Genomic DNA, 23,320 nt, shown 5'->3' on the forward strand with positions numbered 1-23,320 from the left:
TTATATATAACGGGAATTTATTGAAAAAGTTTAAATCTTTATTATTGTGCTGGTTTTGTTTCAGGAGCAACTTCTTGAACTTGTTCTTCAACAGTTTCTTCTACAGCTTGTACTCCAGGTTTACTTGCAGCTTCTTCAGCAGCTTTAATCTCTGCAGGAGTAGCAGGAGTAACCTCTTCTACAACAGTTTCTTCAATTGCTTCAACAGGTTGACTAGCGCTGTCAGTAGCTTGAGTATTAGAAGCTTCAGCTGGCTGTGCTAAATCAGTAGTTTGAACAGGTGGATTTGGGTCATTAGGAACAGCATCTTGTTTTTCTCCGCAAGCTACCATTGCTAAAGATAAAGCTAACATTGCTAATAATTTTTTCATAATAAATCTCTCCTTTTTAAAATAAAGTTATTTTTACAATGTATTATACTAAGAAAAAAAGTTGTTCCTTTAAAAAGAAATAAAAAAAAAGTTGAACCACGATTCAAAAAGTATTTACTTTTTGAAAAAATGTGCTATACTAAAAATGAACAAAAGATAAAAGAGTGTAAAAAAACGGAGGTGTTTACATGAAGCTGTCTAGCTATCTATCAGAAAAAGTAATTATTCCAAACATTAAAGGGAATAATATCAACGAATTGGTAGAAAATCTTTTAGACCAAGTTGTTGAAAACAACAAATCATTAAAAAATGAAAAGGCTCTTATGAAAAAGGCTGTATTAAAAAGAGAGGAAGAAGCATCTACATATTTAGGGCACGGAGTAGCTATTCCCCATGCAAGACTAGATCATTACGATGATATTTTAGTAGCCATTGGATTTCCAGAAAAACCGGTTATGGTTAAAACTCATGATAACAAAGAGGAAGAACTAAAAATAGTTATTCTTGTTATTGCAGATGTTTTAAAAGGTAAAAAAATTCTGAAAATAATGTCAGGTATATCTAAATTAGCTATGAAAAATAAGATGATTTTAGATAGAATAATAGAGGAGAAAAATCCTATTGAAACTATTAAGATATTAGAGGCTGCTAATATAGAAGTAGATCATAATATTACAGCAGAGGATTTAATGACAAATGTACCAAAACCAGTAAAAGAAACAAATACATTAGAGGACATTGCCAAAATAATAATAATGGATAAGGTAAGCGGAATTCCAGTAGTAGATAAGAACAATAATTTTTTAGGAGAGATAACTGAAAGAGAACTAATAGCTTTTGGAATGCCAAAATATACAACAATTTTAAATGACTTAAACTTCATGACTGTGGGAGAGCCATTTGAAAACTATCTAATAAATGAAAAAACAACAACTATCGAAGAGTTATATAGAAGAGAGGGTGTTGTAACAATAGATAGAGAGGCTTCATTAATGGAGGTATCATACCTATTTATGAACCGTGGTGTAACGAGAATATATGTTGTTGAGAGTGGAAAGTATCTTGGAATTATTTTAAGATCAGATATTATAAGAAAAATATTACATATATAAGAAGGAAGTGAAGATTTATGATAAGCTTAATATTAGGGCTTGGTATTTTTATAGCAGTGTTCTATTGTATCATAACAGAAAAAGTACCTGGAGCATGGGCAACGATGCTAGGTGGATTAGCAATGTCTATGGTAGGTATTTTTAATGAGGAACAGGCATTACATGCTATAGCAAGTAGATTAGAGATTTTATTTTTATTAATTGGTATGATGATAATAGTTCATCTTATATCTGAAACAGGTGTGTTCCAGTGGTTTGCTATTACATTAGCAAAATTTGTTAGAGGAGAACCATTTTTACTTATAGTTTTCCTAGCAATAGTAACAGCAGTTTGTTCGGCATTTTTAGATAACGTAACAACAATTTTACTAATGGCACCAATATCAATATTACTAGCGGGAGAGCTAAAATTAAACCCATTCCCATTTGTAATAACAGAGATAATGGCAGCTAACATCGGTGGTACTGCAACATTAATAGGTGACCCAACTCAACTGATCATAGGTCACGAAAGTGGATTAGGATTTAATGAATTTTTATTTAATACATCACCAGTAGCAGTAATTTCAATGATTATACTATTAGCTAATGTTTACTTTATTTATGGGAAAGATTTCCATGTTTCAACAGAGTTAAAAGCTAGAATTATGGAGATGAACCCAAGTAGAAGTTTGAAAGATAAGAAGCTATTAAGAGAAGCAGGAATAATATTCTCATTAGTAATTCTTGGATTTGTATTGAATAACTTTATAAATAAAGGACTTGCAATAATTGCTTTAAGTGGAGCATTTTTACTTGTAACATTGGCAAAGAAAAAACCAGCAGATATATTTAAGCATGTAGAGTGGGATACTCTGTTCTTCTTTATTGGATTATTTATGATGGTACTTGGAATCGAAAAAATTCATGTAATAGATATAGTAAGTGATAAAATGATTGCTTTAACTAAAGGAAACTTTGAGTTTGCAACAATGTCTGTTATGACATTATCAGCACTATTTACATCAGTAATTGGAAATGTTGCTAATGCTGCAACAGTTTCAAAAATTATAGATGTTATGGCTCCTACATTTAAAGGAGTTCATACAGATGCTCTTTGGTGGGCACTATCTTTTGGTTCATGTTTAGGTGGAAACATCTCTATTCTTGGTTCTGCAACAAACGTAGTAGCAGTTGGTGTAGCAGGAAAATCAGGATGTAAAATAGATTTCGTAAAATTCTTAAAGTTTGGTGCATTAATAGCAATACAAACTTTAGTAGTAGCAGGAATATATCTAAAATTAAGATATATGTAATATAAAAAATAATTAAAATACCCTCTAGTAAAAGAAGTAGCAAAGGTATATAATAACGGAGCAAGTTATTTTGTTACAATTTACGGAGGGATTTTTTTATGAAAAATAATATGAGTTCAAAGAGTGGTGGTGCTGTTTTAGGTGCCGCTTTTTTAATGGCGATGTCAGCAGTAGGACCGGGCTTTTTAACTCAAGCATCAATTTTTACAGAGCAATTTAAAACAGATTTTGCTTTTTCAATTTTAGTTTCAATAGTTATAACGTTAATAGTTCAGTTAAATATATCTAGAATTATTGGAGTTTCAGGGTTAAGAGGACAGGATTTAGCTAATAAGATTGTTCCAGGGCTAGGATATTTAATAGCTATATTAATTGTATTAGGAGGATTTGCTTTTAATATAGGTAATGTAGGAGGAGCTGCCTTAGGTTTAAATGTGTTATTTGGAATCGATCTTACATACTCAGCATTATTAGCTGGGGGAGTGGGGGCATTAATTTTTATTTCAAAAGATGCTGGAAAAATAATTGATAAATTTACTAGAGTACTTGGGATAGTTATGATTTTGGTAATATCTTATGTGGCTTTAGAAAGTAAACCACCAATATCAAAAGCAGCTTATAGTGCACTTTTTCCAGAGTGTTACAGTGATCTAAGTTTTTCTCTACTAACATTACTTGGAGGAACTATTGGAGGATATATAATTTTTGCAGGAGGACATAAACTTCTAGATGCAAATATAAAAGGAAAAGAAAATTTAAATAATATAGATAAAAGCTTATTAATAGGAGTTAGTATAGCCTCTATAATAAGGATAGTTTTATTTTTAGCTGTTTTAGGAGTAGTTTCAGCGGGAGCTACATTGAATCCAGAAAATCCACCTGCTTCAGCTTTTATGCAGGGAGCAGGAGTTGTAGGTTATAAAATATTTGGAGTTGTTATATTGGCTTCATCGTTAGGAACAATAGTAGGAGCAGCATATACCTCAATCTCATTTTTAAAAACTCTTTTTCCAGTTGTTTTACATCATGAAAAAGAATTTATAATAGGTTTTATACTTTTATCAACACTAGTTATGGCAAGCATAGGAAAGCCAGTATCTCTACTTCTTTTAGCTGGTGCATTAAATGGATTAATTTTACCAATAACTTTGGGGATTACGCTACTAGCTTCTAGAAAAAAAGAGATAGTAGGAGATTATAAGCATTCAATGATTTTAACGATCTTTGGTATAGCAATAGTTTTTATTATGGGGTACGAAGGTGTGATATCTTTAGGAAGCATAGCATCAATATTATAGAGTAGAAAAGGAGCTAATTATCTAGCTCCTTTTATCATATGTTTAAATATTTATCCTTGAGTTTGGAAAATTTTAAAGCTTCCACGATTTTCAATATAAGTTCCAAAGACAATATAATTTTCATCTCTATAAAAGAAAGTATCACCTTCTTTAAACTCCTTAATATCTTTTAAAAATTTAAAATTTAAAGAGTAGTAAAAGTTATAACCGATCATAATATTATAAATAGTTTTAGTAAAGGTTGTCACATCTTTATATAGAGATATCTTCTCTTTAATAAGTGTGTGATTATTTAATTGTAAAATTTCTTCAATATTTTCACCTTTTCTTTTTAAGTAGTTTATAAGTTCATCATCTGAAAGAGTAAGATTATTTTCTTTTAAGAAAAGAATAGCTCTTTTACACTGAATAAATCCAATCTCATTAATAGATGAATTGATACTTTCCCAAATCTTTTTATAGTCTTTAACATTACTTTTTATAAGTTGAATTAAATAGTTAGTTTCAGCACTTTTTTCAATAATAGAGTTATTTTTTAAAATAAATTCAATAGCAGTAACTTTATTATTTTTAGATTCACCTTTTTTTATTTTATTGTAGATAAGAGTGTAATTTGAATAAGAGTTTATATTTTCTACTAAAGGTTTTAAGAGAGCTTTTTCAAAATCAAAAAAACGATCGTAAGACTCATCTTTTACATTAAAAATCTCTTTTAATTCATCAATAGTTAAAAGAAGGTTTATATTTTCAGAACTATTTTTTAAGACTAAGTTAAAAAAGTTATGAGAAGATTTTTTTCTAAAATAGAAAAAAGTTTTTAGAGATATAAAGTTTTCAACACTATTCTTTTTAAAAGCATTGATAATCATAGGCGGTACAGAGATATAGAAGATATCTTTAGTTTGAGTGAAAAAACTGATGTGTGGAAAAGTGGTAAAAACACTGTTGTTATCACTATCAGTATAGGAGTAAGATATATATTTTCCCATTAATCCTTGAAGACCTACTTGAATATCTTGAGAGGATAATTTTTTAAAATCATTAGTTTCTAGAATTATATTTTCTTCGATATTATTTTCTAGTTTACTTAAAATGTTTAAAAATATAGTATTTTCTAGTTTTGAAGTTCGTTTATCTATATTTATATTTTGATTGGAAATTTTTAAATCCATAGATTCTCCTCTTATAAAAAATTTTTTTAATTTTTTTAATCTATTTTAACATAAAAATAGACGAAACAAAAAATAAAAAATAGATAATAAAAATCTGAAAACTTGAAAATAGACGAAACGAAAATTTAAAAATAGCAAATTTGACAAAAAAAATAGAAATAATGTATATTGAGAGCATAAGACAAAGAAAATAAGGGAGTGAAAAAATGTTAGAAAAAAAGTATATAAAGCTAAAACTAACAGGGAAGACAAAAGATGAGATACTACAAGAACTTGTAGAAGTTTTAAATAATGGTGGGGCATTAGAGAATAAAGATGAGTTTTTAAAAGTAGTAAAAGCTAGAGAGGCAACATCTTCAACAGGTTTAGAAGAAGGAATTGCAATACCTCATGGAAAAACAAAAGCGGTTAGAAAACCTGCTGTAGCATTTGGAAGATCAGAAGGAGTAGATTTTGACTCTTTAGATGGAGAACCATCAAAACTATTTTTTATGATTGCAGCTCCAGAAGATGCAACAGATTCTCATATAGAGACATTATCTAAACTTACTAATAAACTATTAGATGATGAAGTAAGAGAAAAATTAGAGAATGCTCAAACTGAAGAAGAGATAATTGAGATATTAAATGAAGAGAAGAAAGCAGAAAGCAAAACAACTGAAAAAAGAGATGGATATGTAATAGCAGTAACAGCTTGTCCAGTTGGTATTGCTCATACATATATGGCAGCTGACTCTTTAGTAAATAAAGGAAAAGAGTTAGGAGTGGAGATAAAAGTTGAAACAAATGGAAGTGTAGGGGTTAAAAATGAACTTACACCAGAGGATATAAAAAGAGCTACTGGAGTAATAGTTGCAGCTGATAAAACAATAGATATGGATAGATTTGCAGGAAAAAAAGTTATACAAGTTCCAGTAAAGCAAGCTATTAGAGCTCCGAAAGAGTTAATAGAAAAAACATTAAATGGAGAGGGAGAAATCTATAGAGCAACTTCAAAAGATTCAAAAGAAGCTCCTAAAAAAGAGAAAACAGGTATTTATAAACATTTAATGAATGGTGTTTCACATATGTTACCTTTAGTTGTATGTGGAGGAGTTTTAATTGCACTATCTATAGCACTTTCAGGAATTAAAGCTGGATCAGGAGCAGATGTAACAAACCCATTCTTTAAATCTATGTTAGATTTAGGAGTTGCAGCATTTGGACTTATGATTCCAATTCTTTCAGGATATATAGCTATGAGTATAGCTGATAGACCAGGACTTGCTCCAGGACTTGTTGGTGGTGCTTTAGCAAATACAGTTGGAGCAGGATTCTTAGGTGGTATGGTTGCCGGTTTTGCTGCAGGATATATAGCTAAGTGGGTAAAATCTTGGAATGTACCTGAGGGATTAAAACCTATTATGCCAATATTTGTAATACCATTAGTATCAACATCTTTAGTTGGAGTTATAATGTATTTCATAGGAGCACCTATTAGTGGATTTATGAATCTTTTAACAGATGTACTAAAAGGAATGGAATCTGGATCAGTATTTTTAGCACTTATTTTAGGATGTATGATATCATTTGATATGGGTGGACCAATAAATAAAGTTGCATTCCTATTTGGATCAGCAATGATAACTCAAGGAGTTCCAACAGTAATGGGACCAATAGCAGTTGCAATATGTATTCCACCAATTGGAATGGGAATAGCAACTATGATAGCACCTAAAAATTATGAAGTAGGAGAAAGAGAAGCAGGAAAAGCTGCTTTTGCAATGGGACTTATAGGAATTACTGAAGGAGCTATACCTTTCGCAGCGGCAGATCCATTTAGAGTTATTCCATCTATAATGGTTGGAAGTGGAGTTGGAGCTGTTATAGCAGCAATAGGAAAAGTTGCAGATCATGCTCCTCATGGGGGACCAATTGTTCTACCAGTTGTAGATAATAAGTTGATGTTTGTTATTGCAATTGTAGTTGGTTCTTTAATAAGTGCAATAATGGTTAATATTCTTAAAAAATTTAAAAAGCAATAGTAATAGATTAATATATTGATGAAATAAGACTCCCATGATACTATTTAGTAAAAAAGTACGTGGGAGTTTTTTTATGAGGAAAAGAGTTTTAAAAAGTGTTGTTCAAGTTATTCCTGTGTTTATAATTGGAGGGATTTTATCAGTAATATCATTATATACAGATAATCAATTTTTAAAAGATCTAAGTGGATATAGTTTTTTAATGGCACCACCACTTTTAGCAGGGTATATAGCTAAGGAGATTTCAGGAAGTGTTGGTTTTATTCCAGGATTAATTTTGGGGTATCTATCTGGAGTTATTGGACTTGGAATGTTTGGAGGGATATTAGTTGGAGTAATTCTGGGGTATTTTATAAATGCCTTAAAAAAAATAGAGATATCTATAGAGATGTCTTCAATAATGTATATAGTTGTAATACCGATACTATCAACTTTAGTTGTAGGTTTAGGACTTTATTATATTTTTCAAGGACCAATGAAATTTGTATTAGATGAACTAGGAGTATATTTAAATAGTTTAGATGATAAAAATAATGTTTTTTTAAATTTTGTTTTAGGAGGACTTATAGGAGTAGATTTAGGAGGACCAATAAATAAAGTGGCATATGTTTATGCTGTAAATACTTTAGAGTATGGAAGAGGAGATATAATGGGACCAATAGCAGTGGCTATATCAACGCCACCTTTAGCTTTGGGTTTATCTCAGTTTATATTGAAGAAAAGATTTTCAAAGACTGAAAGAGAAGCTGGAGTAATCTCAATATTGTTAGGTTTTTTAGGAATTACAGAGGGAGCACTTCTGTTTTTAACAAGAGATATAGCAGTTTTACCAACAACAGTTATAGGCGCAGCAATAGGTGCTGGTGCAGCATCAATATTAGAAGTAAAATCAGTTGTGCCTCATGGGGGAATTATAATACTTCCCTTAATAGAAAATAAACTTGGTTTTTTAATTGCACTTTCTATTGGGGTTACTTCGACAATATTTATGTTATATTTTTTAAAAAAAGGGGAAAGCAATGGATAGAAACGTAGAAAATATACATCTTCTTATGATAAAAGAGGATTTAAACTTTAATGAGAAAAAACTTCCAGAAGGATATAAATTTGTTATGTATAAACCTGAAATGATGGATAGATGGGTAGATATTCAAGTAGCATCAGGGCATATTTTAGATAGAAGTGAAGGAGAGGAATACTTTAAAGAGATATTTTTAAAAAAAGAAGATCTATTAGAAGAAGTTATGGTTTTTATAGAGGATGAAAATGGAGAGTTAGTTGGAACAGGAGCTATTTGGGAAGGGAAACATTTTCTAGAGGATAAAAACAAACAGATGCGTTTGCACTGGATAGCAGTGGATCCAAAACACGGAGGAAAAGGTTTAGCAAAAGCTTTAGTATCAAAATTATTATCAATATTTAAAGATAAAAAAATGGGAGAGGGATTATACCTCTCCACACAAACATGTAGCTATGTAGCTATAAAAATATATTTAGACTTTGGATTTAAACCTTACGATTTTGAAAAAAATAGAAAAGGTTGGAATATAGTTTTTGAAAAAATTAATGTTCAATAAAAATTTTATCAAATTCATTATGATAATCTAAAAATATATCTACAAGAGTGGGATCGAAATGTTGACCGCGCTCTTTTTTTATTATTTCAACAGTTTCCTCATGAGAAAATCCATGTTTATAAACTCTTTTTTGTCTAAGAGCATCATAAACATCAGCTAAGGCAACAATTCTAGCTTCTAATGGGATTTCGCTCTCTTTTAATCCGTAATAGTATCCTTTTCCATTCCATTTTTCATGATGGTAAAGTGCAACATTTTGAGCAACAGTTCCTAATTGCATTTTATCAATAAGTTTTTTACCTAAAAGAACATGTTTTTTCATCTCTTCAAATTCATGTGGAGATAATTTTCCAGGTTTTTTTAATATAGAATCAGAAACACCAATTTTTCCAATATCATGTAAAGAAGCATATTCTCCAATTTCTTCAATAAATTTTTTGTTACATTTTAATTTTTCAGCTAAAAGTTTAGAATAAAGGTTAACTCTTAAGATATGGTTTCCAGTATCTTCATCGTTTAATTCATTGGCGGCTTCAAAACTTTCAACTAAAGCTCGGGTAATAAGTCTCTCTTTTTTAGTAGCAATAATAGCTTTTCTAAGAAAATAAAATAAAATTGAAATAATTGATGTGGATATCAAAAATAAAATTAAAAAATATTTATAATTAGGAGACAATTTTCTAGGAACAACAAGTTCACTATAAAGTATTTTGCTTTCAGATAGATGACTTGGAAAAAGTTTATCAATAAAATTAGCTAAATCAGAATCACTTTTTATTCCAAATCCAACAGGAGTAATTTTATTAAAAAAACCAGCTACTTTAATATCACTTTCTAAATATTCATTAGAAATAGCCATAGAAATAATTTTAAAGTCTCCATAAAGATAATCGATATCTTTATTTAATAGAGAGGTTAGTGCTGATTTTGTATCTTCAAAAAATCTAAAGCTGTTAGAGGTAGTAAGATTTTTTATATCATTAATCTTAAGTGTTTCATAAGAAACAAGACCAATTTTTTTATTTTTAATATCTGAATATGAATCTACAAAATTATTATTTTTAAGAGAAAAAGCAGCTAATTGTGAGGCATAGTATGGAATAAAATATTTCTCAGAAGAATCGAATATTTTAGTATCAATAGCCTTAATATCATAGTTTCCCTTAGGATTATTTGTGTAATAAATGGGAATATCTGTTAGGTATGAAAGTTCGTTAAGACGATCAACAACATAGCCTTTATATCCATTTTTTGAAGAATAAAATAAAGGTACGATATCTCCATTACCAGGTATTAAAACCTTAAAATTTTTATAATTTTTTTTCAATCTTCCAATGACAGGATCATCTTTTAAAAGTTGTTTATAAAAAATTAGTCGTTCTTTTTTTAGTGACTTAACAACATCTTGCTCAGAAAAGTCCAATCTAAATTTTTCAATAATATCTCTTAAAATTGGGTATTTTTTGTTAACAACCATCCAAAGTTGAGAGGATGGGATATCATTTAAAGGAGTAAAGTTGTAATGTTTAAAAATATCATTACTGCTTTTTCCTACAATAGCATCTACTTCATTATTTTCTAGGGCAGAAAATCCAAAATTTCCATTGTCATCAACAGAAGTGAGATTTTTAAAATTAGGATAAAACTCTTGAATTAATATAGAATCAGAAGTTCCTTCAATATGGCCAATTTTATATTTGTTAATATTATTTAAATTAAGAGAAGTTCCTTTTTTACTGAATAATCCAACATTGTAGGTATTATAAGTTGGAATAAAAAAATAGTTTTTTTCTCTTTGTGCAGTTTTAGCCACATTAAAAAGAATATCTCCTTCCCCATTGGTAAGTAAATTTTTCATTTTATTTTTTCCAGAAGCTTGAATTTTGAATTTTAAACCTGTTTCTTGTTCTAATTTTTCAAAAAATTCTATATAAACTCCTGCTAGTTCACCAGAGTCTTTTTTATATAAATAAACATGATTTGGATTATAGCTATCAACTAAAAAAACTTTATTTTTATTTTCTTTAATCCAAGATTTTTCAGATTTAGTTAAATCAAGTGAAAATGCATTTAAAAATATGAGAAAAAAAAGAAAAAAAGATTTAAACAACTTAACACCTCCCCCTGTTTTAGAGAATTATATCATAGAAGTTGAAAAAGTTAAATAAATAGGAAATTATTTTTCAAAAGAAAAATAGTTCAAGAAAAATGAAAAAGGGTGTAAGGAGGTTAAAAAAAGAGTAAAAAAAATTTGGCGAATAAAAGGGCATGAAAGTAAAACATATGATTAAAAATTTTGGAGGGGATTATGAAACTAAGAAATTTATTTTACGGAATTGCATATTTATCATTATTTACAAAAATAATGGCATTTAATATAGGAATAGCTCCAACAGGATTTTATACATCTTTAGATAAAAATCAGACTCATGAGATTATGGTTACTAATAATACTCCAGAATCAGTAAGAGTAGAAATTAATGCTGAGCCTGCTCAAGGTTGGGAAAAATATGATATGAAAGATATGATGAAGATATATCCTAGAAGTATAACAGTTAAACCAAATGGAAGTCGAAGTGTAAGATTTGCTGTAAGAGGAGATAAGGATTTACCAGATGGAGAATATAAAACAAAGTTAGTTTTTAAAGAGGTAGGATCAAAACCACAAGAAATAAAGCAAAAAATTCAAGGGGAAAATGGCGAAGATATAGATGTGAAGTTTGAAATGTTAACTGAGCTACATTTAGCAGCTTATGGTTTAAAGGGAGAAAGAAAGGTTCAAGGTCAACTTACAAATAGTCAAATAAAAAGCGATTCTAGCGGAAATAAACATTTAGTAGCGAACTTTAACTTAAAAGGTAACAGCGGGTTTGCAGTAGTTGGGAATTTTGAATATCTTGATGCAAGTAAAAAAGTATTGGGAAAAGAGGAAATAAAGTTAGGAATAACTTCAAGAGAGCAAAATACAAAAATAGAAACATCTTTAGGAAATATTCCAAAAGGAGCTAAGTTTGTTAGAATTGATTTTAAAGATAAAAGTGGATTAAAGCTAGGTAGTAAAGAACTACCACTATAACTTGTAACTCAACTAAATTGAGTATATAAAAATAAACAGTGGAGGTATTAAGTATGAAGAAATTATTATCAGCATTATTTATTTTAGGATCAGTAGCAGCATTAGCAGAAACAGATTTAAGTCACGGTGGAGGAAACGGTGGAGGAAACGGTGGAGGGAATCCATCAGATTGCTATACGAGTGCATGTAAAGTGGAAGAGGATATGTATATAAAAGTACAAATACCTACACAATTAAAAATTAAATGTTTAGAGAATATTAATTTAGGAAAATGGTGTGGAACAAAAACTATAAAAGGAGAAGCGAGTTATAATTTAGAAGGTGAAGAAAATGCAAAAGTAAAAGTTAGTTTTAAAGAAGAAGAAGTTGAGTTTAAGAAAAAAACAAAAGATGGAAATCATGGAGCAGGGTTCTATGCAAAGATGTCTTTAGATTCAAAACATAAAATTTTAGATGATGAAGGAAAGGCAGATGGAATTGTAAAAGCTACACTAAATCCTGTAGATCACAATGTAAAACTAAAAGCAGGTGGAGAATACTTAGCAAAAGCTACTTTAATAGCTGAATATGACTCATTCTAGGAATAAAATATTTAGGGCATAGTTCAGTACTATGCCCTTTTATATAGGAGTGGTGAAGATGAGAAAAAAATTAATGTTAATATTTTTAATCTTATGTAATTATTTATTTTCTTTTGATATGGTAGGTCAAATATATAATTTACAAAAAAGAGGGTCAAGTTATAAGGGAACTCTTGATATTAAAAATAATAGTAAGAAAAAAAATTCTAGAATACAATTAATTCCATCTAAAGATATCGAATTGTTAGGAGTTAATGGACATAAAAATGAAAATAATATCTATGAAATAAATACTAATAGTTTAAAAATAGATTTTATATATAAAGATAAAATTAATTCTATAGAAGAAAAAATTCTAGTAGGTAAATTAGAATTTTTAAATGAAATTGGTAGAGTAGAAAATCTATATGGAAATATAGCTGTAGAATTTAGAAAACTGGGAAGTATAGATATGAAAGTAAAAGGAGATATAGATTTTGGTATTATTTCCTCAAAGATTCCAAAAAATGGTTTTAAAAGTAAAAGAGACTCACAAGTTGATATAACTTTAGATATAGATAAAAGAGATGTGGGAAATACAAAGATGTATTTTCAGTATCCTAAGGAAGTAAGTATGGCAAATGGTCAACTAATTGTAAAAATTGAAAGTAAAGAAAAAGGAGACTTTGTTTTAGAAAAAGTAGAAAATGGAAAACACGTAAAAATAGTGGGATTTATTCCTAAAAAAGAAAATACTAGAGAAAAAATTAAACTTGAAGGAAGAGTATATTCAACAGCACCAAATGTATCTCCAGGAAAATATAAAGAGAGTGTAATTTTAAAAGCTTACTATGAATATTTAGATTATTCGATTGAAAATAAGAGCTCTGATAAAAAAGTAATAATTAGAAGATAATTTAGATGGTGGGGAGGGACAATGAAAAGAAAAAAAAAAATAATTGTTTTATTTATTATATTTAAAACAATTATATTTTCAGCGCCTGAAGAGGCATATATAGAATTAAAGATGGGAAGACAAATAAATGAATTTTATAGAGTATTGATAGATGAAGGAAAACAAGAAGTATATGTAGGAATAGGAGAGTTTATAGACTTTATGAGATTTCCAGATTTAAAATTCGATAAAAAAAAATTAAGAATAAAAGGAAGATTAGATGGAAATATAAGTATTGATACTAGAATTTCTAAAGAGTCTATTATAGAAATGGATGATGATATTTTTTTAAAAGTAGAAGATTTAAAGAGGTATTTTCATATAAAAGATTATACTTGGGATGAAGAGAGGTATATTTTAAATTTAAATCCAAATTTTAAAACACAAAAAGAACAAGAGGAGGAATTAAATGCCCAAAGATCTCTTTTAGCTATAGCTAAAAGAGAAGAGGAATTACTGGGAAATGATGACTATATAAAAGCTAAAAAAAGTGTTTTAAGTCCTGGAATATTAAAATTGGTTTACATCAATGATGATTTTCAAGAAAATGATTACTCTTTTGACATAGATTATGGAACAGAGCTTTTATATGGAGAGTTTCAAGTTTCTCAAAAGATATATCCAGAAAGTAGTTTGGAATACATAAGATTACAATATAGCGAGATATTTGGAGATTATTTTTTAACATTTGGAGATTTTTATTTAGAAAGTGATAGTATATTTGATGCTGAAAGAAGTTTAAGAGGAGTTAGTTTTTCAAAAAATGAATATTACGGAGTACGAATAGACAATAGTACTATAATAGAAGGTCAAGCTTATAATGCAAACTTGGTAGAGTTATATAGAAACGGATTTCTATCAGATTTTCAGCTTATGACAGGAAATGATTTTAGATTTGATGTAAGAAATGTCTCTTCAGCAGATAGATATACAGTAAAGATTTTTTATAGAGATGGGAGAGAGGAAACAAAAGAAATATATATACTTGGAAATCAAAATATATTAAATAAAGGTGAAAGTGATTTTGTTTTACAAGGAGGACAAGGAATACAGGACAAAAAAATACAATACTTAGGTAAGTATTCCTATGGATTAACTAAAAATTTGACTAGTACTATTGGAACCTCATTTTTAGAAAATGATGAATCAGAAAAATATAATGTTCTTGAGGGAGGGTTGATTTATAGATTTGGACTAGAAAAATATCCTACACTAATCTCAGGAACAATTTTAGAGGAATTAAATGATAGTGAATTAAATTTTAAAGGGTTTGCTGAACAAAAATTACCTTGGGAAACCAATTTAATATTAAGATATGAAACCTATGGAAGTAAAACAGCTGAAAGGTTAAGAAGAGAAAAAACATATAATATAGAGCTTAATAAAACATTCAAACGTTTAAGTGGAAGTTTAGGTTATACTAAAGATATGTATATAGATGACGAGTATGAAGAGATTTATTTAAATCTAGATTATGTATTAGCAAGTAATCTTATGTTAAGTTTGACTAATGAATATTATAGAAATAATATTAGAAATGAAGATGTTACAAAATTAGAGGGATATGGCGTGGAAGCAAGGATGACATATTCTGCATCAAATGGAATAGTAGCTATATTAGAGGGAAAAATAAATTATGAAGAAAACGAAAGAATAGATGATGAAATAAAATTAGGAGTAGCTCGAACACCTACTGCTACGGGATTTTTTAAGAATATAGATACAACTTTTGAAGTTGGACATTCAACAGAAAAAGGAACATTTTTTGAAATGAGATTTACATATATATTTGATAATAATATATATATTGAATTCCCTGATATAAAAACGGAAGATAAGAAGACTAGAGTGGGAGGAAGAGTAGAAAAAGCTTTTTATTTAGGAAATCCATTGCTGCCTATAAACAATGACAATGTAACAGATGGATGGGTAGAAGGAAAAGTTTTTGTAGATGAAAATGGGAATGGGATAATGGATGGAAAAGAAGCAATATATGAAGGGGCAGAAGTAGTAACTCCAGGTGGAGATGGATTAGTAGATCAAAAAGGTAAATATATAGTTGGAAATATAAGTAATAGGGATATTCATACAATAGAAGTTAATAGAGAAACTATTGATCCTATGCTAATTCAAGGCAAAGAGATGATTAGATTTAAAGGTGGCATATCTTCTGGAGTAAAAGTAGATATACCTTTAGTACCAGTTTCTATGGTATCTGGTTTTATTGAGAGTGGAAAAGAAATCGAAGAAAGAAGATACAATGGAGTACTATCAGGAATAGATGTAATCTTGAAAAAAGACAATGAAGAGATAAAAAGAACTCAACCAGAAATAGATGGATATTATTTCTTTGAAGATATATTGCCAGGAGATTATGTTGTTGAATTAGTACCATCAAGTAAGCGTTATAAAGGTGACTTTGATAAGCAAAAAATAGAGATAAAGATAAAAACTGGTAGAGAAGGAGATTATTATGAAGATAATAATTTCTTAGTAAAAAATATTGAGATAGTTGAAGATGAAATTTTAGATGAAGAAGAAAAATCAGAAGAGTTAACTCAAGAAAATACACAGGAGGGAGAAAATGAAAAAAATAGTTAAAATAATAGTTATGATGTTAGCGGTTTTTAGTATAGTATTTTCCAATGAAAGAGATCCAAGAGAAGAGGAATTAACATATTTAATAGGTGAAAAAGTTGATAACTTTGAGGTAACATCTTTAGATGGAACAAAAACTATAAGTTTAGATGATTTAAAAGGAAAGAAAGTATTTTTAAATTTTACAACAACATGGTGTCCAGATTGTATAAAAGAAAAGGAGATATTAGGTCCTGAATATGCAGAGAAGTATAAGGATAGTAATGTTGAATTTATAATTGTATTTGGTCCATACAAAAGCGATAACAAAGAAAAAGTAGAAGAGTATATGAAGAAAAATGGATATACATTTACAGCATACTATGATACAGAGGGAAAAGAGCTTTATAATCAATTTGGTGTAGTAAATATTCCAACAACATTTTTTATAAATGAAGAGGGAGTTTTAGAAGATGTAAATGTAGAATCAGGATATAAAGAGATGAAATATTTCAAATAGTGTGAAAAAAAATTTAAATATAAAAAAAAATTTTTCATAGAGAAAAAAAATATAATAAAAATAAATTTTTTTTCATAAAGACTCATTTTGAAAAAAAAGATACAATATCTATATAAATTATTATTGGGGGAGGATATCAAATGGTTATAAATGAAAGATGCATAAATATATTATCTGTTTTAAATGAAACAAATGAATTTACTTTAAAAAAACTTTCAGAGAATTTTAATGTCCACACAAGAACAATAAGATATGATATAGATAATATAAATTATATTTTAAAAATGTATAAACTAAATACAATAAAAAAATGTGAAAAAGGTGTTTTTACTGTAAATTTAAAAAATAATGAGATAAATAAAATAATCAATGATTTTAGTGGAATGTTTTCTGAAAATAGAAGAAGATATTTGAAGCTTAAACTTTTTTCAAAATATATAGTGAATCTAACAAAAGAAGCAGATTATTTAAATACATCTAGAACAACACTAAAAAAGGATTTAATAGTAATAAAAGAAGAGTTTTTAAAAAAATCTTTAGAGATAAAAGAACTTCCATCAAAAGGGATAAAGATTGTAGGAAATGAAGAGATTATATCAGAAGTTTTAGAAAAAGAGATATTTGAAACAATGGAAAAACAGTTTATAAATCTTCCAAACTTAATAAAAAATATTGTTGGAAAAATAGTTGGAGATATAGCACCAGATGTTTTAAGAAATAGAGTTAAAGAGGTTCTTGGAGAGAACTATAGTAGAAACTCTTATAATAAAGTGTTTTGTAAATTAGCAGCTGTAAATACAAGACATAAATTAGATAAAAACATAAAAAAGTATAATACAGATGAGATTACTGAATTTATTCTTTGTGAATTAGGAGAAGAGTTTATAAAAAAAGTAGTTGGAGAAAATAACGATAAAAATAATAAAAAAGATAAAATAATAGAGATAAAAAGCATATTAAAAGATGTAATTGCAGAGTTAAAATTAGAAGATGAAGAAGATCTTCTAAATAGTCTTCTTTTAGAAATCAACGATGTTAGAGAGAGACTTCCAATTCCAGAAAAAATATGTGAAACTAATTTTTATAAAGAGTTTTGTGAAAAGATAAAACATACAGAACTTATAAAAAAGGATACACAGAGCGTATTTTATATTCTATATAATAATTTATTATTAAAAAATTATAAATCTTTTCAAGAAATGAAAATTTTATTTGTTTCAGATGAGATTGATAGTGTAAAAAATATTATATTAGGAAAATTAAAAAACATGTTTAATTTTCAAGAGGTAGATAAAGTATCCTCTCATATATTTGAGATATTTGGATGTGAGAAAGACTATGATTTAATAATAACAAGTGGAAATATAAATGATATACTTGATACACCAGTATATAGAATAAATAGATTTCCATTAGAATCAAATCTTTTAGATTTAAAATTTTTTATTTTAAAAAATATAAAGTAATATTAAAAGGATTAAATCCAATTGTAGGATTTAATCCTTTTTTATGTTGGTATCATTCTTTTATAGTTAGGAATAGGAAAAAATAGGTTTTTAACAGGGATGTTATTTTCGTAAATTTTAATGTTTTCTATTGTAATAATACTATTGATTGTATTATTTTTTTTATAATGATTAAAATCTTTTATATCAACTGATTCATAAATTTTAATATTATGTTTTTTATAAATCTCTTCAACAAGAGTCGGAATAATGGATTTTGGAAGATATTTAAATACAAAAATATTTTTATTTTTATTAGTTTCAATTTTAGAAAAATTGTACCATATAAAAATACTTTCAAAAAGTGTAAATTTAGGAATAATAAGATTTATCTCCTTTGTCATTTCATCAATGTTAGAATTAGCAAAATAATTTAAATTTAGGTTTAAAAAAGAATAATCTTCAATATTAAAGAGATCTTTAAGATAACTATAATTTATCCACGGATTAACTATATGAAAAAAATTAGGATCTTTATATACGTGATCTCCAATATATTTTGCAAAAATTGGACGAATTTCTTCAGCTTTATTATGAACAGATTTATTGAAACGACTTTTAAAATATTTAAAGATATCGATTAGATCGAAAATTCCGCTAAGAGAAGTAGAAGAGATATCCTTGAAAACACTATTTTTTAAAAATGTTAAAATTTCATAAAAAAAATCAGTGTTATAGTAATTGGGTTTATATTTTAAAGATTCTTGAAGAGATATATCTTCAATTTTTTTTTCTTGATTAGATGCTCTTAAACAGATATAAAAACAAAATAATGCTATTTCAGAATGAGTTGAAAAAGGACAATCTAATAGAGATATAAATGCTGTTATATCTTTTCTAATTTTATAAAAATTTTTAATTTTTATAAAACTTGTTAACTCCTCTCTTAATTTTTTTGGTAAAAAGTCTTTTTCTATAAAAAATTTAAAAATAAGAAGATAAGTGAATTTATTTATAGCATAGGGAGACCCTAAAAGAGTTAATCCTTTATTAGTTATCTTGATTTTCAAGTTATATGGATCAATAATTTTAGATATTTCTTCATAGTAGTTATTTAAATTTCGCTTTGTAAGTTCTAAATCTTCGCAAATATGCGAAAGTTTAATTTGCCGATCCTTAACTAATCTAAAAATAAGATAAAATATTTTTTGATTTTTAGTAAATTGTTGTGAATTTTTTAAAATATTTTTAGAGTTAGGAAAGTCTTTGATTTTTTTTATGATAGATTCTGTTTTTAAATCTCCTGACGATTCAAGAAAAAGTTCGCAGTAAATATCTTCGAGATGTATTTTAGTGTGTTGATTAGAAAGTAGAAAAATATCACTAATCTCTTTGATTGAAGAAACTTGGTTATTTTTTATAAATTTTAATATTTGAAGATGTTTGCTGTTAATATACATAAGTTTTCCCCCCAATTATAAATTAAATAAAAATAAATAACGTGACAATATCTACTGTTTTTTTATTTTGTTCCTTTTTTTATAGTTGTAAAAAAATACAAAGAATAAAAAATAATTAAAAAAAGTAAGTTAATATAAAAAAGAATTTTTTATAATTTTATTTTATAAGTAATAAAAATATAGTACTTAAAAGTATATAAAAGTGTTCGTTTAATACTTTTTTTATTTTGTTCTAAAACTTTTTTTCGGTAAAAAGGAATGAAAAGAAAACGATAGAAAAAACGTTAAAAGAAAATATATAAAAGGGGTGAAGTGAATGAGGGATAAAAAAAATTTAAAAAAATTACTATTTTTATCGGCATTTCTTGTTGTCACACGGAACACTTATACTGATGAGAAATTGGAGAATCAAGTTATTTTAAAAGAAATAACAACAGACAGTGAATTGCAAATCAATTTAGATGCACCTTATAAAGAGCAAAATTTAGTAACACCAGGAAGAATAACATTAAAAAATAATGGAGGATATATATATTCTATAGTAGATCCAATTCCTACAGATCCCAAACTTTCAATAGAAGCAAATAAAAAACAAAATATAGAAACAGAAGTAATAGAATTTTATGTATACTCAAATTATCAAGAAACAATAAAAAAATGGGAACTTTTAATCTATGAAGAGGAAGATATACATAGACTTGATCCGATAGGAAAGATAGAAGGAACAGAACTACTTTTAAATAAACCAATAATATTTAATTTTAATAAAAATAGCATTAAAGAGGGCGATAAATATTACTATACTTTAAAAGTTTATGATAAAGATGGAAGTTTTGATCAAACAGATATATATCCATTAGAATTTACAACTCCTATTAATGCAACTAAGAACGTAGATTTAGCTAATAAAGTGTATGGAGATGATGATACAGTAATAAGAAATATTCAACTTAAAGGTTCTAAGGTAAGAGTTTATGGTAAAGATCTTCAAGGAGTTCAAAAATTATCAATTAATAATAATCAAATTAATTTAGATTCTAAAGGTGATTTTGCATATGAATATTATACAGATATGATAGGAGATTTAAATTTACCTGTTTTAATGACAGATGAAGATGGAAATAATTATGAATACCCAATGTATATAGATTTACCCAAATCTTATGATTTTGCAGTTGGTATAGCAGATATATTCGTAGGAAGAAATTATGTTTCTGGAAGTGATGCGATACTTCAAGATAATTATAAATATGATGATAATGTATTTTCTTCAGGTAGATTAGCCTTTTATTATAAAAAAGTTTGGGATGATTATAGATTAACTGCACAGGCAGATACATGGGAGCAAGAAACAAAGTATCTATTTAAAGGGTTTTCAAAAAGAAGACCCCGAGATCTTTTTGAAAAATTAGAAAGAGATGATATTGAATTTAATTTAGGAGATGAATCAACATACTATAGAGATACTGATACTGCAGGTAAGTTTTATGTTAAATTAGAAAAACAAAAATCAAGTATATTATGGGGAAGTTTTAATACTGGTTTTACAGGTAACTATTATGCAGATTATGATAGAAGTCTATATGGACTCCAAGGATTATACAATAGTAATGAATCTACAAAATTTGGAGATACAAGAACTCAAGCAAATATTTTTGTAAGTGAACCAGAAACACTGTTTACTAGAGATGAATTTAGAGGGACAGGTGGAAGTGTTTATTTTTTAAGTTTCCAAGATATAGTAACAGGAAGTGCTAAAGTAAAAATTCAAGTAACTGATGGAAGAACAGGTAGAATTTTACGAGAGATAGTTTTACAAGATGGAAGAGATTATGATGTTAATGAACTTCAAGGTAGAATTATTTTGAAAAATCCATTACCAACAATAATTGCAACAACAGATGGTGGAATAATAAAAGATGAGCCTTATTATGGAGATAATGTAAATTTAGTTGTAGACTATGAATTTTATTCTAATGACACAGATTTTGCAAAAACAACTTATGGAATTAGAGGAAAATCTTGGGTAACAGATTATGTTGCAATAGGAGGAACATTAGTATCAGAAGCAAGAGGAGACGAGTTACAAGACTATGAGTTACAAGGAGTAGATGTAACTTTAAGAAAAACAGATAATACTTTTATGAGAGTTGAATATGCTCATTCAAAAGGGACTCAAGCTTTAGTAAATAATTTCTCTTTTAATGGTGGATATGATTCATTCTTAGATAGAGATAAATATGAAGAGATTATAGCTAATCCTATGAAATATTTTAATAGTATATCAGGAGATGCTTATTCAATATCAGGAGAAATTGCTTTTAGAGATTTTAGTGATAAATTTGATAGTCGAGATAGTGGAACATTTTGGTATAACAGAAAAGATAAAGGATTTTCTAGTGCTGGATTTTCAAATAGTAGTGAGCATGATGATTACGGATTTACAAGTAAATTTCAATTAAATGATAAATGGGATATAGGATTTGGAGCAAATAAATTTAAAGAAAATGATTCAGATTTATATACAGGAAATCCGATATCGCTAGAGGAAGATAGAATAAATGGAACTATTGGATATCAATATACAGAAAAATTAAAATTATCAGCTGAATTAGAGTATTTAAAAAATAAAGAGAGTGGAATTGAAAATCTAGGTAATCCAAATGAAGAGGCCCTTTTAGCAGGAATTAGAGCAGATTATGAGTTTCAACCAAACAGAACAATATATGGAATAGTACAAACTGCAATTTGGGATGAAAATTATGGAGCAAATAATATTTATACCTTAGGTACGGATTTAAGAGTAACAGATAAATTTAGACTAAATGCAGAAGGCAGTACAGGAAATAAAGGTAATGGAGTAGAAGTATTAGGAACATATGATTTCACACCTGAGCATAGTCTTTATATGGGATACGCATTAGATGATAATAATGACTTTGGATCAAATTATGGACAAGAACATACATTTACAGTGGGACAAAAATTCTTGTATGATGAAAAGACATCTATGTATCATGAGAATCAGTTTTTAAAAGACAATGTTGGAAAGGGTATTCTACAATCTTATGGTGTGGATTACACATATTCTGAAGATATGACAGTTGGAGCATTAATTCAAGATGGTGATTTAGATACTTATGATGGAAATTTATCAAGAACATCAGTAAGTGTTTATAGCAGATACTATAAAAGAGATTTTATGATTAGAAATAAACTTGAATTTGGAAAAGATAGAGGAGCAGGTATGTCAGCTGATAGATGGGCTACTATAAATAGAGGAAAGTTAATATTAAACGATGAATACACACTATTTGGAGAACTTAACTATTTATATAGAGATGCTAAGGAAGAAAAAGATGATAGATCAGTTGAAGCCGGTTTAGGATTAGGATATAGACCAATCTGGAATGATAGATTAAATCTTATAGGAAAGTATGAGTATGTACAAAATATAGGAATTAATAATCAATTTAATGCAACAAATGATACTAAAGCTCATATAATATCTTTAGAAGGAATTTATGAATTAACTCAAAGACTTGATATTGGTGGAAAATATGCATTCCGTACAGAAGAACTTCGTGCAGGTAGAGGAGAAGGAGATTGGTTCAATTCAAAATTAGATCTATATGCAGTTAGATTAAATTATGAAGTTGTTAAGAGTTGGTATGCTTTTGGAGAATACCACTTGCTAAGAGAGATAGAGGATGATTCGTACGAGCACGGGGCAATTTTAGGAGTTTATAAAGAAGTGCAGCAGAATTTGAAAGTTGGAGTAGGATATAACTTTACTAAATTCGATGATGATTTAAGTGACTTAGACTATAATGCTAAGGGTTGGTTTATTAACATTATAGGTAAATTCTAGAGAGGGA

17 protein-coding genes are annotated in these 23,320 nt (G+C 27.8%); 13 read left to right on the plus strand and 4 right to left on the minus strand.

The features are described 5' to 3' along the window. Positions 1–41: 41 nt before the first annotated feature. Positions 42–371, minus strand: coding sequence for a hypothetical protein (locus NON08_RS06745; RefSeq protein ID WP_256690686.1), 330 nt, complete (start codon positions 369–371; stop codon positions 42–44). A gap of 188 nt (positions 372–559) precedes the next feature. Between NON08_RS06745 and NON08_RS06750 the strand changes: the two genes are divergently transcribed. The 3 genes from NON08_RS06750 (at position 560) to NON08_RS06760 (ending at position 4,076) form a co-directional block, all read left to right on the plus strand. Continuing rightward, the gene (locus tag NON08_RS06750; protein WP_256690687.1) at positions 560–1,483 is read left to right on the plus strand and encodes a CBS domain-containing protein; all 924 of its coding nucleotides are present in this window, start codon (positions 560–562) and stop codon (positions 1,481–1,483) included. Between the two features lie 17 nt (positions 1,484–1,500). Then, positions 1,501–2,778, plus strand: a complete 1,278-nt coding sequence (locus tag NON08_RS06755) for an ArsB/NhaD family transporter (RefSeq protein WP_256690688.1) — start codon at positions 1,501–1,503, stop codon at positions 2,776–2,778. Between the two features lie 98 nt (positions 2,779–2,876). Further along, positions 2,877–4,076, plus strand: coding sequence for an NRAMP family divalent metal transporter (locus tag NON08_RS06760; protein ID WP_256690689.1), 1,200 nt, complete (start codon positions 2,877–2,879; stop codon positions 4,074–4,076). 50 nt (positions 4,077–4,126) lie between these two features. On the opposite strand, the gene NON08_RS06765 is transcribed toward NON08_RS06760, so the two are convergent. Further along, positions 4,127–5,248: a replication initiation protein gene (locus NON08_RS06765; RefSeq protein ID WP_256690691.1), complete on the minus strand. Its 1,122-nt coding sequence runs from the start codon at positions 5,246–5,248 to the stop codon at positions 4,127–4,129. Positions 5,249–5,454: 206 nt separating this feature from the next. On the opposite strand from NON08_RS06765, the gene NON08_RS06770 reads away from it, so the two are divergent. From NON08_RS06770 to NON08_RS06780, 3 genes are all read left to right on the plus strand, one after another. After that, positions 5,455–7,272 (plus strand): fructose-specific PTS transporter subunit EIIC, encoded by a 1,818-nt coding sequence (locus NON08_RS06770; RefSeq protein ID WP_256690692.1) that lies wholly within the window; start codon positions 5,455–5,457, stop codon positions 7,270–7,272. Positions 7,273–7,345: 73 nt separating this feature from the next. After that, entirely contained in the window at positions 7,346–8,299 is a 954-nt protein-coding gene (locus NON08_RS06775) for a PTS fructose transporter subunit IIC (protein ID WP_256690693.1), read from the plus strand. Further along, the gene (locus tag NON08_RS06780; protein WP_256690694.1) at positions 8,292–8,849 is read left to right on the plus strand and encodes a GNAT family N-acetyltransferase; all 558 of its coding nucleotides are present in this window, start codon (positions 8,292–8,294) and stop codon (positions 8,847–8,849) included. Before NON08_RS06775 ends, NON08_RS06780 begins: the two co-directional genes overlap by 8 nt. On the opposite strand, the gene NON08_RS06785 is transcribed toward NON08_RS06780, so the two are convergent. Then, entirely contained in the window at positions 8,836–10,959 is a 2,124-nt protein-coding gene (locus NON08_RS06785; protein ID WP_256690695.1) for an HD domain-containing phosphohydrolase, read from the minus strand. The genes NON08_RS06780 and NON08_RS06785 overlap by 14 nt on opposite strands. Before the next feature lie 198 nt (positions 10,960–11,157). Between NON08_RS06785 and NON08_RS06790 the strand changes: the two genes are divergently transcribed. From NON08_RS06790 to NON08_RS06815, 6 genes are all read left to right on the plus strand, one after another. Next, entirely contained in the window at positions 11,158–11,925 is a 768-nt protein-coding gene (locus tag NON08_RS06790; protein WP_256690696.1) for a DUF916 domain-containing protein, read from the plus strand. Between the two features lie 53 nt (positions 11,926–11,978). Continuing rightward, positions 11,979–12,506, plus strand: coding sequence for a hypothetical protein (locus NON08_RS06795; RefSeq protein WP_256690697.1), 528 nt, complete (start codon positions 11,979–11,981; stop codon positions 12,504–12,506). Between the two features lie 58 nt (positions 12,507–12,564). Beyond that, on the plus strand, positions 12,565–13,401 hold the full coding sequence (locus NON08_RS06800; RefSeq protein ID WP_256690698.1) for a hypothetical protein: 837 nt from the start codon (positions 12,565–12,567) through the stop codon (positions 13,399–13,401). Positions 13,402–13,422: 21 nt separating this feature from the next. Beyond that, positions 13,423–16,041 (plus strand): hypothetical protein, encoded by a 2,619-nt coding sequence (locus tag NON08_RS06805; RefSeq protein WP_256690699.1) that lies wholly within the window; start codon positions 13,423–13,425, stop codon positions 16,039–16,041. Further along, a complete protein-coding gene (locus NON08_RS06810; RefSeq protein ID WP_256690700.1) occupies positions 16,025–16,537 on the plus strand; it encodes a TlpA disulfide reductase family protein in 513 nt (170 codons plus the stop codon). The genes NON08_RS06805 and NON08_RS06810 overlap by 17 nt, the downstream gene beginning before the upstream one ends. Before the next feature lie 140 nt (positions 16,538–16,677). Further along, positions 16,678–18,003: an HTH domain-containing protein gene (locus tag NON08_RS06815; RefSeq protein WP_256690702.1), complete on the plus strand. Its 1,326-nt coding sequence runs from the start codon at positions 16,678–16,680 to the stop codon at positions 18,001–18,003. Positions 18,004–18,044: 41 nt separating this feature from the next. Here the strand turns inward: NON08_RS06815 and NON08_RS06820 are convergent, their stop codons facing one another. Next, positions 18,045–19,442, minus strand: coding sequence for a hypothetical protein (locus NON08_RS06820; RefSeq protein ID WP_256690703.1), 1,398 nt, complete (start codon positions 19,440–19,442; stop codon positions 18,045–18,047). Positions 19,443–19,758: 316 nt separating this feature from the next. On the opposite strand from NON08_RS06820, the gene NON08_RS06825 reads away from it, so the two are divergent. Continuing rightward, a complete protein-coding gene (locus NON08_RS06825) occupies positions 19,759–23,313 on the plus strand; it encodes a hypothetical protein (RefSeq protein ID WP_256690705.1) in 3,555 nt (1,184 codons plus the stop codon). Positions 23,314–23,320: the final 7 nt, after the last annotated feature.

The organism is Cetobacterium sp. NK01, assembly GCF_024506395.1.
GTDB lineage: Bacteria > Fusobacteriota > Fusobacteriia > Fusobacteriales > Fusobacteriaceae > Cetobacterium_A > Cetobacterium_A somerae_A.

What these genes read in the sequence shown, in the direction of transcription:
- NON08_RS06825 (WP_256690705.1), top strand. Translation starts at nt 19,759, where the DNA reads ATGAGGGATAAAAAAAATTTAAAAAAATTACTATTTTTATCGGCATTT.
- NON08_RS06780 (WP_256690694.1), top strand. Translation starts at nt 8,292, where the DNA reads ATGGATAGAAACGTAGAAAATATACATCTTCTTATGATAAAAGAGGAT.
- NON08_RS06815 (WP_256690702.1), top strand. Translation starts at nt 16,678, where the DNA reads ATGGTTATAAATGAAAGATGCATAAATATATTATCTGTTTTAAATGAA.
- NON08_RS06760 (WP_256690689.1), top strand. Translation starts at nt 2,877, where the DNA reads ATGAAAAATAATATGAGTTCAAAGAGTGGTGGTGCTGTTTTAGGTGCC.
- NON08_RS06755 (WP_256690688.1), top strand. Translation starts at nt 1,501, where the DNA reads ATGATAAGCTTAATATTAGGGCTTGGTATTTTTATAGCAGTGTTCTAT.
- NON08_RS06805 (WP_256690699.1), top strand. Translation starts at nt 13,423, where the DNA reads ATGAAAAGAAAAAAAAAAATAATTGTTTTATTTATTATATTTAAAACA.
- NON08_RS06800 (WP_256690698.1), top strand. Translation starts at nt 12,565, where the DNA reads ATGAGAAAAAAATTAATGTTAATATTTTTAATCTTATGTAATTATTTA.
- NON08_RS06770 (WP_256690692.1), top strand. Translation starts at nt 5,455, where the DNA reads ATGTTAGAAAAAAAGTATATAAAGCTAAAACTAACAGGGAAGACAAAA.
- NON08_RS06750 (WP_256690687.1), top strand. Translation starts at nt 560, where the DNA reads ATGAAGCTGTCTAGCTATCTATCAGAAAAAGTAATTATTCCAAACATT.
- NON08_RS06810 (WP_256690700.1), top strand. Translation starts at nt 16,025, where the DNA reads ATGAAAAAAATAGTTAAAATAATAGTTATGATGTTAGCGGTTTTTAGT.
- NON08_RS06820 (WP_256690703.1), bottom strand. Translation starts at nt 19,442, where the DNA reads ATGTATATTAACAGCAAACATCTTCAAATATTAAAATTTATAAAAAAT.
- NON08_RS06745 (WP_256690686.1), bottom strand. Translation starts at nt 371, where the DNA reads ATGAAAAAATTATTAGCAATGTTAGCTTTATCTTTAGCAATGGTAGCT.
- NON08_RS06765 (WP_256690691.1), bottom strand. Translation starts at nt 5,248, where the DNA reads ATGGATTTAAAAATTTCCAATCAAAATATAAATATAGATAAACGAACT.
- NON08_RS06775 (WP_256690693.1), top strand. Translation starts at nt 7,346, where the DNA reads ATGAGGAAAAGAGTTTTAAAAAGTGTTGTTCAAGTTATTCCTGTGTTT.
- NON08_RS06790 (WP_256690696.1), top strand. Translation starts at nt 11,158, where the DNA reads ATGAAACTAAGAAATTTATTTTACGGAATTGCATATTTATCATTATTT.
- NON08_RS06795 (WP_256690697.1), top strand. Translation starts at nt 11,979, where the DNA reads ATGAAGAAATTATTATCAGCATTATTTATTTTAGGATCAGTAGCAGCA.